Here is a 13,582-nt window from a genome sequence, read left to right on the forward strand (position 1 = left end):
CGTTCCCCGCGTGCGGCCGACGGCATACGGTGTGAGAATGAGTCGCACCGTCACCGTCCGCGCGCGTGTCGCGGCGGGCATCGTGTCCGCAGGCCTCGCCGTCTCCGCCGGCGTGTACGCCGCCCCGCTCGCCCTCGCGCAGGACACCACCGCCGGAACCGTCGTCGATTACTCGCCCCTGCCGCACCACCTCTGGATCCCGGGCACCGCGGACGCGCGGCAGATCACTTACTGGTCAGTCGGCTCGGACGGGCAGCCGGCCCTCAGCACGGGCGCGATGTTCGTACCGGAGGGACCAGCGCCCGAGGGCGGCTGGCCGGTCATCGCCTGGGCTCACGGCACCTCCGGTCTCGCCGACGAGTGCGCGCCGTCCCGGATCGGTCCCGGCCTGCCGGAGCGCGACTACCCGTACCTGGGCCGGTGGCTCGACGAGGGCTACGCGATCGTCGCCACCGACTACGTCGGTCTCGGCACGCCGGGGGTGATGCCGTACCTGGACGGAAAGGTCGAGGCGCACAGCGTCGTCGATTCGGTGAAGGCCGCCCGCGACATCGATCCGTCGCTGTCGAATCGATGGGCCGTCGTCGGTCAGTCGCAGGGTGGTGGCGCCGCGATCACCACAGCCCGGTACGCCACCGAGTTCGGCGGACCGGACCTGGACTACCGGGGCGCGGTGGGTACCGGCGTGCCCGCGAATATCGAGCTGACGTTGCTGCCGCTGGGGCCGGGGGTGCCTCCGGTGGCCCTGCCCGCCGGCATCACCTCGTACGTCTTCTACATCCTGGCGGGTCTCCGTGCCGCGCATCCGGAGATCGCCCTCGACACGTATCTCACCCCGACCGGCGCCCACTACGTGGACCTGGCGGAACGTCTCTGTGTCGGCGACCTGCAGGAGGCCGCGAAGGGTGTGGTGATCGGCGACCTGTTCTCGCGACCGCTGAGCGAGATTCCGAACTACCACGGTCTGCTGGTGGACTACATGGGCGTTCCGACCAGCGGGTACGACCGCCCGTTCTTCATCGGCCAGGGGATCACCGACACGGATGTGCCGGCACCGTCGGCGCTGTCGCTGGTCGCGCAGCTCACCGCGAACGGGGAGCCGGTGACCTTCAGAATGTACGACGCGGACCACAGCGGCACGTTGATCGAGTCGCAGGCCGATGCGATCCCGTTCGTCGCCGGCCTGTTCGACTGACCTGCTGCCCGGCTGAAGGGCCTCAGGCGCAGTCGATGCAGAGCCTGGCCGCGGGCAGGGCGTCGAGCCGCTCGGCGCCGATGACCTGCCCGCACCCTTCGCAGTGCCCGTAACGTCCCGCGGCGAGACGGGACTCGGCGGTGTCGAGTTCCTCGAGTTCGCGTCGGGCATCCGCGATCAGGCCGGCCACCTGCGCGCGCTCGAAGGCGATGGTGGAACCCTCGGGATCGTGTTCGTCGTCGTCCGTGGTCAGCTGGGAGCCTTCGAGGATCGCGTCCCGGCGCCGGACCAGCGACGCCAGACGCCGCTCCACGTCCGCGCGTTCCGTGGCGAGCCGCTCGCCGGGAGTGGTCACGACATCGCCGGCTGTGTCACGTCGGCGATCAGGTCGAACGTGCGCAGCCGATCCTCGAGTTCGTGGGAGTGGGACACGACGATCAACTCGTCCGCCTGCGCATGCTCGGCGAACGAGTCGAGGTAGTCCTTCACCTCTGCCGGGGTGCCGATCGCGGTGTACCGCAGCATACCCAGAATCTGCTGGGCCGCAGGAGAAGTCATGATCAGATCCACCTCCTCCGAGGTGAACGTGCGCCCGCGGCCGACCATCGCGGCGACGCGTCGTCGCGCGGCATCCTCGTGTTGCCGGTGCGCGTCGGCGGCGGAGTCCGCGGCGATCGCGTTGACTCCGGCGATGACGTACGGGGCGTCGAGTTGCTCCGAGGGAGTGAACTGTTCGCGGTACACCCGCACCGCCTCGGTGAGCAGGTCGGGAGCGAAGTGCGAGGCCATCGCATAGGGCAGGCCGAACTTGGCTGCCAACTGCGCCCCGAACATGGACGAGCCCAGAATGTAGAGGGGCACGTTCGTGCCCTTGCCGGGAATCGCGTCGACCCCGGGGATCCGCGAGTTCCCCGCCAAGTACGCCTGGAGTTCCAGGACGTCCTGCGGGAACCGGTCGGCCGATGCGGGCTCGCGCCGCAGCGCGTACATCGTCTTCTGGTCCGAACCGGGTGCGCGCCCGAGCCCGAGGTCGATCCGCCCCGGGTGCAGGGTCTCGAGTGTCCCGAACTGCTCGGCGATGGTGAGCGGGGAGTGGTTCGGCAACATCACGCCGCCGGCGCCGAGCCGGATCGTCTCGGTGTGCGCCGCGACGTGCGCAATGAGCACGCTGGTGGCGGAGGAGGCGATGCTCGCCATGTTGTGGTGCTCGGCGTACCAGACGCGTCGGTAGCCGCGCGCCTCCGCCAGCCGCGCCAGCTGCACGCTCGCCTCGAAGCTCTCGCGGGCGGTGCCGCCGTCGCGGATGAAGACGAGGTCGAGGATCGAGAGTGGAACGGTCACGGCAGCGGGCACCTTTCGTCGGCGGCCCGGAAATCAGTTGTCGGGCCTCTGTGGGAAACGACGAGGTCGGTGCCGGTATTCCCGAGCGGACTTCCCGGTCATCGGGACGTTCGTGTGTCGCAGCTCACGGCTGCGCCTAGCGTCGGAGCCACCCGGCTCGAAGGCACGCAGGAGAGGCAGCAATGGTGGAGTGGAACGAAGAGTGCGACGTACTGGTGGTCGGTTCGGGGGGTGGCGGCTGCTGCGGCGCCTACACGGCTGCCCGTGAGGGCCTGGCGGTGACGTTGGTGGAGGCGACCGACAAGTTCGGCGGCACGACCGCGTACTCGGGCGGAGGCGGCGTGTGGTTCCCGACCAATGCGGTGCTCCGCCGCGCGGGTACCACCGACACGATCGACGACGCGCTCACGTACTTCCACGCCGTCGTCGGCGACCGGACTCCCCGCGAGTTGCAGGACGCCTACGTCACCGGTGGCGCCCCGCTCATCGACTATCTCGAGCAGGACGAGCACTTCTCCTTCGACGTACTGCCGTGGCCGGACTATTTCGGCAAGGCACCCAAGGCCAGCGCCGAGGGCCGGCACATCGCGCCGACGCCGATCCCGGCGGCCGACATCGGCGAGCTGCGCGCCGATCTGCGGCCTCCGCTGGGTACCGATCGGCTCGGGGAACCGTTGCCGGACATGCTCATCGGTGGGCAATCGCTGATCGGTCGATTCCTGCTCGCCCTCTCGACGTACCCGCAGGCCCGGACCCATCTGAACACCTCGCTGGAGGAGGTCGTGGTCGAGGACGGACGGGTCGTCGGCGCGATCGTGGAGCACGACGGGCGGCGTCGCGCGATCAGGGCGCGCCGCGGGGTGCTCCTGGCGGCCGGTGGATTCGAGGCCAACGACGAACTGCGTACCCGATACGGGGTCCCCGGCGTCGCGCGGGACACGATGGGGCCGTGGGGCAACCTCGGCAAGGCTCACGTGGCCGGGATCGAGGCGGGGGCAGACACCGACCTGATGGACCAGGCCTGGTGGTCACCGGGCATGACCCATCCGGACGGCCGCTCGGCCTTCGCGCTGTGGTTCACCGGAGGCATCTTCGTGGACGACGCGGGAAGGCGTTTCGTCAACGAATCCGCTCCGTACGACCGGCTCGGCCGCGACATCATCGAGCGGATGGACGAGGGCACCGTCACCCTGCCGTACTGGATGATCTACGACCACAAGGAAGGTGACGTCCCGCCCGTTCACGCGTCGAACGTCCCCATGGTGGCTACCGAGGAGTTCGTCGCGGCAGGGCTGTGGAAGACGGCGGACAGCCTCGAGGAACTCGCCGAACAGATCGGCGTGCCCGCCGATGCCCTCGTCGAATCCGTGGCCCGCTACAACAAGATGGCGGAGAAGGGCGTCGACGAGGACTTCGGTCGCGGAGACGAGCCCTACGACCGGGCCTTCGCCGGCGGCGGATCCCCGCTGGTCCCGATCGACCAGGGGCCGTTCCACGCGGCGGCGTTCGGCATCTCCGACCTGGGTACGAAGGGTGGGTTGCGCACCGACACCTCGGCGCGGGTGGTGGATGCGAGCGGTACGCCGATCCCCGGCCTGTACGCCGCCGGTAACACGATGGCGGCCGCGAGCGGCACCGTGTATCCCGGCGGTGGCAACCCGATCGGCGCGAGCATGCTGTTCAGCCACCTCGCCGTCCGAGACATGGCTGCCACCCCCTGACGCCCGTATCCTCGATCTCCATGCGCGAGGTACTCACCTGGGACACGTTCGGGACGGCTGCTCGGGAGGTGGCCGCCGACGTCGTGGGCAGCGGGTACCGGCCGGACATCGTCATCGCGATCGCGCGCGGCGGGCTCATCCCCGCCGGCGCGATCGCCTACGCGATGGGGATCAAGGCGTCCGGCACCCTCAACGTCGAGTTCTACAGCGACATCGAGGAGACCCTCCCGGACCCGGTGGTGCTCGAACCACTGCTCGACACGAACGCTCTCGTGGACAAGAAGCTCCTGGTCGTCGACGACGTGGCGGATTCCGGACGGACGCTGGATCTGGTTCTCGATCTGCTGACCGTGCACGCGAGCGAGGTCCGCTCCGCGGTGATCTACACCAAGCCCCGCACCGTCGTGGCCCCGGACTATTCGTGGCGGGAGACCGACCGGTGGATCGATTTCCCGTGGAGTTCGCTTCCGACGATCCGCTGAGCTGGTCGGGGAGTCAGCGGGGATGAGGGAGCCGCGTGAAGGCTCCGTCGAGATCCATCCCCGACGTGTCGATCCCGAAATCTCCCTCGAGTGCGGCGCGCAACTCCGCCGGCGACTCGAGGAAGCGGCGCGTCGATTCGCCGTCGCGAGGGTGCACCGTGAGTCGCCGTCCGAGTAGGGCGTAGCGGCGGTCTTCCGTGGCGCGGGCCGCGACGAGGCCGGTGACGAAATGCGATTCCGGGTGTGTCGACAGGTACCAGTTGGTCGGCACGTAGTCGACCGGATGCTGACCGTGCAGGTCGAAGCGGTACACCTGCCGCCATTCGCCGGAGACGAGCACTTCCTGGACGTACTCGTCGCCGAGCCTGGTCAGCCGGAACGGTTCGAGCGGTGTCGGCTGCTCGACTCCCGGTTCGAGGGTCAGCGTGCCGGTGAGGGTCATGCCGCCGAACCCGACGTCGACGACGCGGCGATCACCTTCGACGTCGACGAGCAGCAGCATGTGGGTGCGGGGACGCACCTCGCCGTCGGTGACTCCCCACAGCACCCGGGCCGCGAGGCGCTCGAGCGAGTATCCGAGCTCGGTGAGGACGTCGGCGAGCAGCAGGTTCTGTTCGAAGCAGTAGCCGCCGCGGCGCCGGTCGACCAGCTTCGCCCGCAACGACGGGAGGTCGAGCCGGTTCGGTGTCCCCAGGAACGGATCGAGGTTCTCGAAGGGAATGGATCGGACATGGTGCTGCACAATGCCGTTCAGCGTCTCCAGGGTCGGCGCGAGCGGGCCCGTGTAGGCGATGCGGTGCAGGTACCGGTCCAGTTCGGGAGAGCCCATCCGGTCAGTGTAGGTCGGACCGGGGACCGTCGGTCGGGGCAGCCCGGTTCAGGTCCAGGGCGTGATGGGCGGCTTGACCCACATGATCTTCTCGTCGGCGTGGGCCGGTACCGAGGCCGGATGGTCGGGATGCTGCGTCGCCCATCGGGTCTTCCGGTCCAGCAGGTCGGCGACGGCGGTCCAGGTTTCGCGTGAGCGCGGCGGATGTGCCTCGGCGGCGCGGGCGAGCTTGCGCAACGTCTCCTCCGGCATCGCGAGTAGTTCGTCCGGGGCGATCGCCCGATCCCACACGTACCGCGCGATGCCGACGGCCTTCTCCTGGCGGTTGCGTGCGGCCTGCTCGGTGTGCGCGAAGTCGACCTCGGGTTCCCTCTCGGGGTCGCTCTCGATTGCCACGGGATCCTCGCCTCACTTTCTCCGGGTGCGCTGTCCGCTTCCGCCACGGTAGAGGGAAGTATCGTGGCAGTGCACGCCCCGGGCACACCCCGGATTCCACGGCGGCACGGTTCGGAGGATCAGCAGCGATGGGCAGGCAGCGCAGGCCGCGCGCGGGGGCCGAGGACGCCGGCCCCACTCCCGGTGTCTATCCGATCGACACCGGAACCTGCGAATTGGTCGCGGACTCCCTGCACCCCCAGGGGTGGGTGGTGAAGGTCAACGGGGTGGAGAGTTCCCACGTGAACCTGTCCGATCCGCAACGGCTCGACTTCGAGTACATGCGCTGGATCGCAATGCTGGTGCGGGAGCGGTGGCCGGTCGATGCCCGGCTGCGCGCCCTGCACCTGGGTGGTGGGGCCTGTTCGCTGGCGCGGCACGTGGCCGCGGTGTACCCGCAGTCGCGGCAGGTGGTCGTCGAGATCGACGGCAAGCTGGCCGAACTCGTCCGCACCTGGTTCGACCTGCCCCGGGCACCGCGTCTGCGCATCCGGGTGGGCGAGGCCCGGGAGGTGACCGAGTCGTTGACGGAAGCGACGCGCGACCTGGTCATCCGCGACGTCTTCGCCGGCGAGGTCACTCCGGAGCCGCTGACCACCCTCGAGTTCACCCGGCACGTGCGCCGCGTGCTCGCTCCCGGCGGGATGTACGTCGTCAACTGCGGAGACCACCGCGACCTGACCACCGCCCGGCGGGAGGCGGCCACCCTCGGGGCGGTGTTCACCCACACCGTGGCCGTCGCGGATCCGGCGATGCTCAAGGGCCGCCGGTACGGGAACATCGTGCTCGCCGGAAGCGACGCGCCGCTGGGTCGGTCGCCCGGCCTGGCCCGGGACCTGCTCGGCGGCGCCGTGCCCGCCCATGTCTGGCAGGACGAGCAGGTGCGCCATTTCGCCGGCACCTCCCGCCCCCTCCTCGACCCTCCTGCTTCCACCCCCACCCCTCCCGGGTGAAGGGACCATTCGACCGATCTGACGAGCCGAAGGGTCCGATCACCCTGCGCGGGGAGGGATCAGGAGGCCGGGGTGACGCGGAGGATGTTCCCGGCCAGGGTGCCCACGGCGAGGTCGGGGGTGCCGGGAATCGTGACGACGGACGTGAGCGGCTCGCCGGCCGCCACCGTGCAACCGGCTCCGCTGTCCGGGTCGACGCGTACCAGACGCCCGATCGAGGTGGCGACGTACAGCGCCCCGTCGGCCCCGAACGCGAGGTCGTCGGGAACGGCGGAAATCGGCGTCGTCCCGAGCGTCGTCCGGGCGACGACCGCCGGGTTCGCGGGATCATCGATCGGAATCCGCAGGATTTCGCCGGTGTGCATCACCGTGACGTACACGGACCCGTCCCGTACCGCGACGCCGTTGACCATGAAGCGCTGCGTCTGCGCCGACCATTCCGTGTCCACCACGCCGTCGGTTCCGATCCGGACGACTCCGGATCCGGTATCGGCGACGTACAGGTTCCCGTCCTCGTCGAAATCCGCGCCGTTGGCCATGCCGAGCCCGGTGACGAACTCCTCGACGACCGGATCCGTTGCGGAGGGGTCGAATCGGACGACGCCGCCGCCGTCGACGCCGGGGAGCATGTTGGTGACGGTGTCGCCGAAGGTGACGTACAGCAGGCCGTCGGGGCCGAGGCGGATGGCACCGGGGGAGTCGACGGCGACGGACGCGGTCACCGCGCCGGTCTCGTCATGGCGCTGGACCTCGCCGCGGAGCACCCGGGACACCCAGAGATTGCCGTCGCCGTCGAAGCCGACGTTCTCCGACCAGTCGAGGAGGGGGACGCCCGCGCCGATCTCGACGGCGGACGCGGCGTCTGCACAGGACGTGGGCGCGGTGCCCGGCTCCTGCGCGGTAGCCGCAGGCACGGCGGCGAGTGCCAGCCCGATCGCCGCGACACCCGCCACGGCTGCTCCGGCCCGGCGGGCCGCTCGCTCGGTCATGAGTGCTCCCTCCTCGCCGTATCTTTACGATACGAACTGTATTGAAAGTAGGGTGAGAGTATGCCTGCCCGCACGCCCGAGGACAAGCGCGCGCGTGGACGCCCGCGCAGCCCCGGGGTCGACGCGCGGATCTCCGAGGCGGTCCTCGGAATACTCGCGGCCCGGGGCTACGCGAGCCTGACGGTGGACGCGGTGGCGACCGCGGCCTCGGTCACTCGCGCGACGATCTACCGACGCTGGCCGAACAAGGCCGCGATGGTCGCGGCGGTGCTGGGCGAGGCCGTTCCCACCGTCGCCGTCGACCTCACCGGCGATGCCCTGCGCGATCTGCAGGCACTCGCCGTCGAGTACGTCCTCGCGCTGTCCCGATCCGGTTTCGCCGACACCGTGTTCGTGATCCGGGCCGAGGCACAGCACGATCCGACGCTCGCCGAGGCGCTCACCGGCGACTGCTTCTCCCGGCGGAGCGCCGCGGTGGAGCAGTTGGTCGAACTCGCCGTGCAGGCGGGGCAGATGAGCGCCGACGTACCCGCCGAGATGGTGCGGGATCTGCTCCTCGGTCCGTTGATGTACCGGTGGCTGGCGGGACACCGTCCGTTGGACCGGGACGAGGCGTGGTCGGTGGTCGAGGTGGCGAGCCGAGCCCTGCGGGTCTGACCACCCCTCGGCACTACGCCTCGGCCGGCGCTCCCGCGACCGCATGTTCCCGGCCGCGGGCGGTCGACACCGTCGAGGCCACCCGTCGGCCGAGGTGCTCCGCTGTCCGTAGGTCCGAATCGGACGGCGATACGGCCGGTGGCGCATCCGACGGAGACTGCGCCATGGCACCGAGGAAGCCGCCGAGCCGGTTCAGGTCCTCCGCGGAGCCGTTCGCGGAGTACAGCCAGCCGGGCGGCAGACCCAGACTGACCCAGTGCATTCCGTGCTGCGCGGCAAGGACCACGAAGCTCTGCAGCGTGCTCAGTTTGTCCCCGTTGACGCCGGCCGAGTTGGTGAAGCCGGCCGCGTACTTGTCTCGCCACGCCTGCGACGACCACGCCGTCGCCGACTCCTCGGCGAACCGGCGGAACTCCGCGGACGCGCTGCCCATGTAGGTGGGTGCGCCGAAGACGAGGGCGTCCGCACTGTCGAGGATTGTCCAGAAGTCCGCACCGCGGTCGGTGACGTCGAGCAGGTGCACACGGACGTTCGGTACCGAGGATGCCCCGCGGGCAACGGATTCCGCTTGGCGAGCGGTGTGGCCGTAGCCACTGTGGAAGACGACGGCGACGGTGACGATGCTCATGACGTGACTGCTTTCGATTCGGTTCGGCTGCCGGTGGCTGTGGCGAGTGTTCGGGCGGTGTCGGCGACGAGGTACTCGAACACCTCGGTGGCGTCTCGCCGGTCGGCGGAGACCGGCGCGCCCTGACCGGACCACAGTGCGAGGAGTTCGGCGTCGCCTCGTGCTGCGGCGGCCGCGCGGAGCGGTGCGGTGACCCAGGACTGTTGCGGGTAGGGCAGGAGACCGTCGGAATCGGTCTGCTCGTCGAGGAATTCGTTCCGGACACCGCGGGCGAGCCGGCCGGAGAACGCCCGGGTGAGCGTGGTGTATCGGGCTCGGGGTGACCGCAGTATCTCCTTGTGTACTTCCGGTGCTCCCGATTGGTCGGTGGCGAGGAACGCGGTACCCAGCTGTACCGCGGCGGCCCCCAGGATCATGGCGGATGCGACGCCGCGCCCGTCGGTGATGCCTCCTGCGGCGATCACCGGCACGGTGAGTGCGGCCGACAGCCGGGCCGTCAGTGGCCCGGTGGCCATCGTGTCGCCGCCCGGGCGCAGGAACGCCGGCCGGTGCCCTCCCGCCTCGTATCCGGAGGCGACGACGGCGTCCACACCCGCATCCTGCAATGCGAGCCCCTCGTCGAGATGGGTTGCCGCGCCGACCGTTCTGATGCCCAGTCGCCGGCACTCGGCGAGAATCTCGGCACGGGGGACTCCGAACACGAAGCTGAACACGGCGGGCTTCCGTGCGAGCACGGCGTCCACCTGCGCCTCGAAGTCGACGGCAGCCGGCGCGGAGTGGTCTTCCGGGGCGAGGCCCACGCGACGGAACCACGGCGCCAGCGACGCGGACCGATGTCGGTGGACGAGCGGGTCGAGCCTCGTCGGTTCCCCGGGCAGGGGCACCCACAGGTTCACCGCGAACGGCCGGTCGGTGCTCGCCTGCAGCCGGGCGATCGTCGCGTCCACCTCATGCGGGTGCAGATGGTGGGCCCCGAAGGAACCGAGGCCGCCGGCCTCGGAGACTGCGGCGGTGAGAGCGATGCGGGAGATTCCGCCCCCGAAGGGGCCCTGCACGATCGGATATCGCACGCCGAGCAGGTCGGTGAATGGTGTTCGTGTCCAGTCGTTCACGAGGTTCGGCCTCCTTGTCCGGCCGGTCGGGTCCCGGCTCGGAATTGAAACTAGACGACCGGTCAACTAAATGCAACGAGAGGGTTGTATCGTGGGCCCGTGGGACGGACCAGTGACGCACGCGAACGCATCCTCGACGCCGCCTGCGGCATGATCCGGGATCGTGGGTACTCCGCCGTCGGCGTGGCAGAGGTGTGCGCTGCCGCGGACGTCCGCAAGGGCAGCTTCTACCACTACTTCGAGTCCAAACAGGCCCTGACCCGCACGGTGATCGAGGGCCACTGGGCCACCGAGCGAGCCAGGTGGATCGCCCGGCTCACCGGCCCGGGAGCCCCCCTGGACCGGCTGGAGGCACTCTTCGCGATGCAGGCGGACGATCTCCGTTCCGAGCAGGCCGCGGGCGGCGCGATCAACGGCTGCCTCTTCGCGAACCTGTCGTTGGAACTGTCCACTCGCGATCCCGACATCAGGGCAGACCTCGAGGCGGTCTTCGACGAGCAGACGACGTTGGTCGCCGACGTCCTCGACGAGGCCGTGGCGGCCGGGGAACTGGTACCGGAGACGCAGGTCCGCGACGTCGCGGCCGCCCTGCTGGCGCAGCTCGAGGGTGTCGTACTGTTCGCGAAACTCCGGAACGACACCGGCTCGCTCGACGGCCTCTGGGACCAGCTGCGGCGCCTGATCGCCTGACGAGGCCGGTCGAGGGTGCCGCAGTTCCGGTCGCGGCTAGTCGGCGGGGAGAACCTCGCCGCGTTCGGCCGCCTTCGCGGCGACCTCGTCCGGGAAGACGTTGCGGAAGAGGTACAGATCCTGGCCGAGGATCCAGCCGGGTGCGAGCTGGGTGGCGTACCGCTCGAAGTATCCGAGCTGCTTGCCGAACAGCACCATCTCCTCGGGGCTGGCCACGCCCCACTTCTTGCCGATCGCCACCAGAGCGCCGATCAGGTCACTGATCTTCAGCTCGCCGAGGTCGCGAGTGAGGATCGGGGTGAGAGCGAACGCGACCTGCCTGCCGATCTCCTCGTCGGTGGCCTTGTGGTCGACGGCATACCCGAGGGCCCGGATTCCCTGGGCAACCTTCGCGAAGTCCCCGTCGATGAGCGTGGCGTAGAAGAGGGAGCGCAGGATCAGGCGCCATTCCTCGGGAAGCTCACCGACGATGCCGAAGTCGAGCAGCGTCATGCGGCCGTCCTCGAGGACCCACAGGTTTCCGGCGTGCACGTCGCCGTGGAACGGGCCGTGCAACAGGACCGCCTCGATCCAGACCTTGACCCCGCGTCGGATGAGCATCCGGGTGTCCAGGTGGTGGAGATCGTCGAAGCGATCCAGCGGAATGCCGTACATGCGCTCCATGCAGATCACGTGCGGCCCGCAGTAGTCCCAGTAGATCTCCGGGGTGGTGACGCCCTTGTTGTCGCCGAAGGCACCGATGTTCTCCCGGAACCGGGCCTGCCGGTCCGCTTCGACGGCACTGTTGAGCTCCGTCATCGTGGCCGCGTGCAGGTCCCGGATGATCGCGGTGGCGTTCGCGATCCGGAAGAACTCGAGCCGCTCGAGATGACGTGCTCCCCAGTACGCCGTACGCAGGTCCACCACCATGCGCCGGAAGATGTCGGGACGCTGGACCTTGAGCACGGCCTTGCGGCCGTCGGGCAGGGTGCACGCGTGCACCTGTGCCACCGACGCGGCGGCCAGCGGACGGTCGTCGAACTCGTCGAACAACTCGTCGACGGGGTACCCGAGGTCCTCCTCGACGACTCGACGGGCCTTCTCGGCCGACACCGGCGGGACGTCGTCCAGGCAGCGGAGACAGGCGTTCGCCAGGGGCGCGGGGAACACGCCGGACGACGACGCCATGAGCTGGCCGAGCTTGACGAACGTCGGGCCCAGCGCCTCGAAGCCGTTGACGATGCCCTCGCAGGCCACGTCCACCGCGCGTCTGCCTCGCGGCCGGACCGCCCACGTGAGCAGTGCCCACAGCGTGTGCACCACGACCGCGACGGCGATGACCAGCGCGCGCGAGATCTCGGCCAGCCGGAACCGCTCGAGCGGCTCCGAATGCACCGTCAGGGCCTCGGCAGGCGGCCCGCCCGCGAACGGGCCGACCGGTCGGGACTGCGGCACGTGCTGTTCCCTTCCGTGCGAAGGACCGGGTTCCTGCGGGACAGGGCTCGGCCGGCCGGTGCTCGACCGGCCCGGGCCTGCGTCGGAGGCTGTAGTTCCCACGATTCTCTTTCTTACCGAGGTGTTGCCCGCAACGGTAGCCCGGATCACAGCTACGGCCGAACTCCGCGTCCGGACCGGTAGCCGGAAGCCGTCAAATACCCAGCTCAGCGGCCAGTTCGCGCAGCGCAGGGATCGGATCGTCCGGTGCAGGAAGTACCTGGATTGCCACATGATCGGCCCCGGCGTCCAGATGCAGGCGCAGCTGCCCGGCCACCGCGGGGGCATCGCCGTGCGCGACGAGCGCGTCGATCAGCGCGTCGCTGCCGCCGTCGGCGAGGTCCTCGTCCCGGTACCCGAGCCGCTTCAGGTTGTTCACGTAGTTGCGCAGGTGCAGGTAGGGGTTCTCGACGGCATCGCGTCCGATCGGCCGCGCCACGGCCGGGTCGGTTCCGAGCATCACCTTCTCCTCGGGAGCGAGGATCTTGTCCGGGCCGAGAATCGCGCGGGCGTCGTGCGTGTGGCGCGGCGTGGTCAGGTACGGGTGTGCTCCCGCGGCGCGGGTCGCCGACAACTCGAGCACCTTCGGCCCGAGCGCGGCGAGGACGCGTCGCTCGCTCGGCACCCCGGCCGCGTCGAGAACGTCGAGATACTCGATCAGCGAGGCGTACGGCGCCCGATAGGCCTGGCCCTGTTCCCGGTGGCCGACGCCGATACCGAGCAGGAAGCGGCCCGGGTGACGCCGTTCGATCCGGTGGTAGGACTCGGCGATGTCGGCGGCGGGCGCCGTCCAGATGTTCACGATCCCGGTGGCGATCGTGAGGTGATCGGTGGCGTCGAGCAGTTCTTCGACGATGCCGAGGTCGGCCGCCGGCGAGCCGCCGACCCACAGGGTCCCGTAGCCGAGCTTCTCGATCTCCGTGCCCTGTCGCGGCGTGAGCCCGTAGGCCGTGCGCCAGACACCGAATGTTCCGAGTGGGGGTGTGGTCGCTCCTGAATCGGTCATGCTCCGATTCAACCCGCCGGGCTTGCCCGGGATTCCGTTTCACGCGCGGGGCGTCGTCCTAGGCTGTGAGG

Annotated in this window: 15 protein-coding genes; 6 read left to right on the plus strand and 9 right to left on the minus strand. The window is 69.8% G+C overall.

The annotated features are described in order from the left end of the window. Positions 1 to 37 precede the first annotated feature (37 nt). Positions 38 to 1,195: a lipase family protein gene (locus G4H71_RS11660; protein ID WP_083343130.1), complete on the plus strand. Its 1,158-nt coding sequence runs from the start codon at positions 38 to 40 to the stop codon at positions 1,193 to 1,195. 22 nt (positions 1,196 to 1,217) lie between these two features. Here the strand turns inward: G4H71_RS11660 and G4H71_RS11665 are convergent, their stop codons facing one another. After that, the gene (locus G4H71_RS11665) at positions 1,218 to 1,550 is read right to left on the minus strand and encodes a TraR/DksA family transcriptional regulator (protein WP_072738501.1); all 333 of its coding nucleotides are present in this window, start codon (positions 1,548 to 1,550) and stop codon (positions 1,218 to 1,220) included. Further along, positions 1,547 to 2,536, minus strand: coding sequence for an LLM class flavin-dependent oxidoreductase (locus tag G4H71_RS11670; RefSeq protein WP_072738500.1), 990 nt, complete (start codon positions 2,534 to 2,536; stop codon positions 1,547 to 1,549). Before G4H71_RS11670 ends, G4H71_RS11665 begins: the two co-directional genes overlap by 4 nt. Before the next feature lie 182 nt (positions 2,537 to 2,718). Here G4H71_RS11670 and G4H71_RS11675 point away from each other — a divergent pair, with 182 nt between their 5' ends. Then, positions 2,719 to 4,257, plus strand: coding sequence for an FAD-binding protein (locus G4H71_RS11675; protein WP_072738499.1), 1,539 nt, complete (start codon positions 2,719 to 2,721; stop codon positions 4,255 to 4,257). Positions 4,258 to 4,277: 20 nt separating this feature from the next. Continuing rightward, entirely contained in the window at positions 4,278 to 4,739 is a 462-nt protein-coding gene (locus G4H71_RS11680) for a phosphoribosyltransferase (protein WP_072738498.1), read from the plus strand. Between the two features lie 13 nt (positions 4,740 to 4,752). Here G4H71_RS11680 and G4H71_RS11685 read toward each other — a convergent pair whose 3' ends face one another. Continuing rightward, a complete protein-coding gene (locus tag G4H71_RS11685) occupies positions 4,753 to 5,568 on the minus strand; it encodes an arylamine N-acetyltransferase family protein (protein WP_072738497.1) in 816 nt (271 codons plus the stop codon). 48 nt (positions 5,569 to 5,616) lie between these two features. Beyond that, the gene (locus tag G4H71_RS11690; protein WP_246442223.1) at positions 5,617 to 5,964 is read right to left on the minus strand and encodes a hypothetical protein; all 348 of its coding nucleotides are present in this window, start codon (positions 5,962 to 5,964) and stop codon (positions 5,617 to 5,619) included. Between the two features lie 128 nt (positions 5,965 to 6,092). On the opposite strand from G4H71_RS11690, the gene G4H71_RS11695 reads away from it, so the two are divergent. Beyond that, on the plus strand, positions 6,093 to 6,956 hold the full coding sequence (locus tag G4H71_RS11695) for a spermidine synthase (protein WP_072738496.1): 864 nt from the start codon (positions 6,093 to 6,095) through the stop codon (positions 6,954 to 6,956). A 59-nt stretch (positions 6,957 to 7,015) separates the two neighbouring features. Here G4H71_RS11695 and G4H71_RS11700 read toward each other — a convergent pair whose 3' ends face one another. Continuing rightward, on the minus strand, positions 7,016 to 7,945 hold the full coding sequence (locus tag G4H71_RS11700) for an SMP-30/gluconolactonase/LRE family protein (RefSeq protein ID WP_072738495.1): 930 nt from the start codon (positions 7,943 to 7,945) through the stop codon (positions 7,016 to 7,018). A gap of 60 nt (positions 7,946 to 8,005) precedes the next feature. Between G4H71_RS11700 and G4H71_RS11705 the strand changes: the two genes are divergently transcribed. Continuing rightward, complete coding sequence (locus tag G4H71_RS11705) at positions 8,006 to 8,602, plus strand: TetR/AcrR family transcriptional regulator (RefSeq protein ID WP_072738494.1); 597 nt, start codon at positions 8,006 to 8,008, stop codon at positions 8,600 to 8,602. Positions 8,603 to 8,615: 13 nt separating this feature from the next. Here the strand turns inward: G4H71_RS11705 and G4H71_RS11710 are convergent, their stop codons facing one another. Together G4H71_RS11710 and G4H71_RS11715 are read right to left on the minus strand one after the other, a co-directional pair. Then, complete coding sequence (locus G4H71_RS11710) at positions 8,616 to 9,230, minus strand: flavodoxin family protein (protein WP_072738493.1); 615 nt, start codon at positions 9,228 to 9,230, stop codon at positions 8,616 to 8,618. Further along, positions 9,227 to 10,342, minus strand: coding sequence for an NAD(P)H-dependent flavin oxidoreductase (locus G4H71_RS11715; RefSeq protein WP_072738492.1), 1,116 nt, complete (start codon positions 10,340 to 10,342; stop codon positions 9,227 to 9,229). Before G4H71_RS11715 ends, G4H71_RS11710 begins: the two co-directional genes overlap by 4 nt. Before the next feature lie 99 nt (positions 10,343 to 10,441). On the opposite strand from G4H71_RS11715, the gene G4H71_RS11720 reads away from it, so the two are divergent. After that, the gene (locus G4H71_RS11720; RefSeq protein ID WP_072738491.1) at positions 10,442 to 11,032 is read left to right on the plus strand and encodes a TetR/AcrR family transcriptional regulator; all 591 of its coding nucleotides are present in this window, start codon (positions 10,442 to 10,444) and stop codon (positions 11,030 to 11,032) included. Positions 11,033 to 11,068: 36 nt separating this feature from the next. Here the strand turns inward: G4H71_RS11720 and G4H71_RS11725 are convergent, their stop codons facing one another. Continuing rightward, positions 11,069 to 12,466 carry an ABC1 kinase family protein gene (locus tag G4H71_RS11725; RefSeq protein ID WP_072738490.1) on the minus strand — a complete coding sequence of 466 codons (1,398 nt, stop codon included), beginning with the start codon at positions 12,464 to 12,466 and terminating at the stop codon, positions 11,069 to 11,071. 193 nt (positions 12,467 to 12,659) lie between these two features. Further along, on the minus strand, positions 12,660 to 13,511 hold the full coding sequence (locus G4H71_RS11730; protein WP_072738489.1) for an LLM class F420-dependent oxidoreductase: 852 nt from the start codon (positions 13,509 to 13,511) through the stop codon (positions 12,660 to 12,662). Positions 13,512 to 13,582: the final 71 nt, after the last annotated feature.

This window comes from Rhodococcus triatomae, assembly GCF_014217785.1.
GTDB classification, from domain to species: Bacteria; Actinomycetota; Actinomycetes; order Mycobacteriales; family Mycobacteriaceae; genus Rhodococcus_F; species Rhodococcus_F triatomae.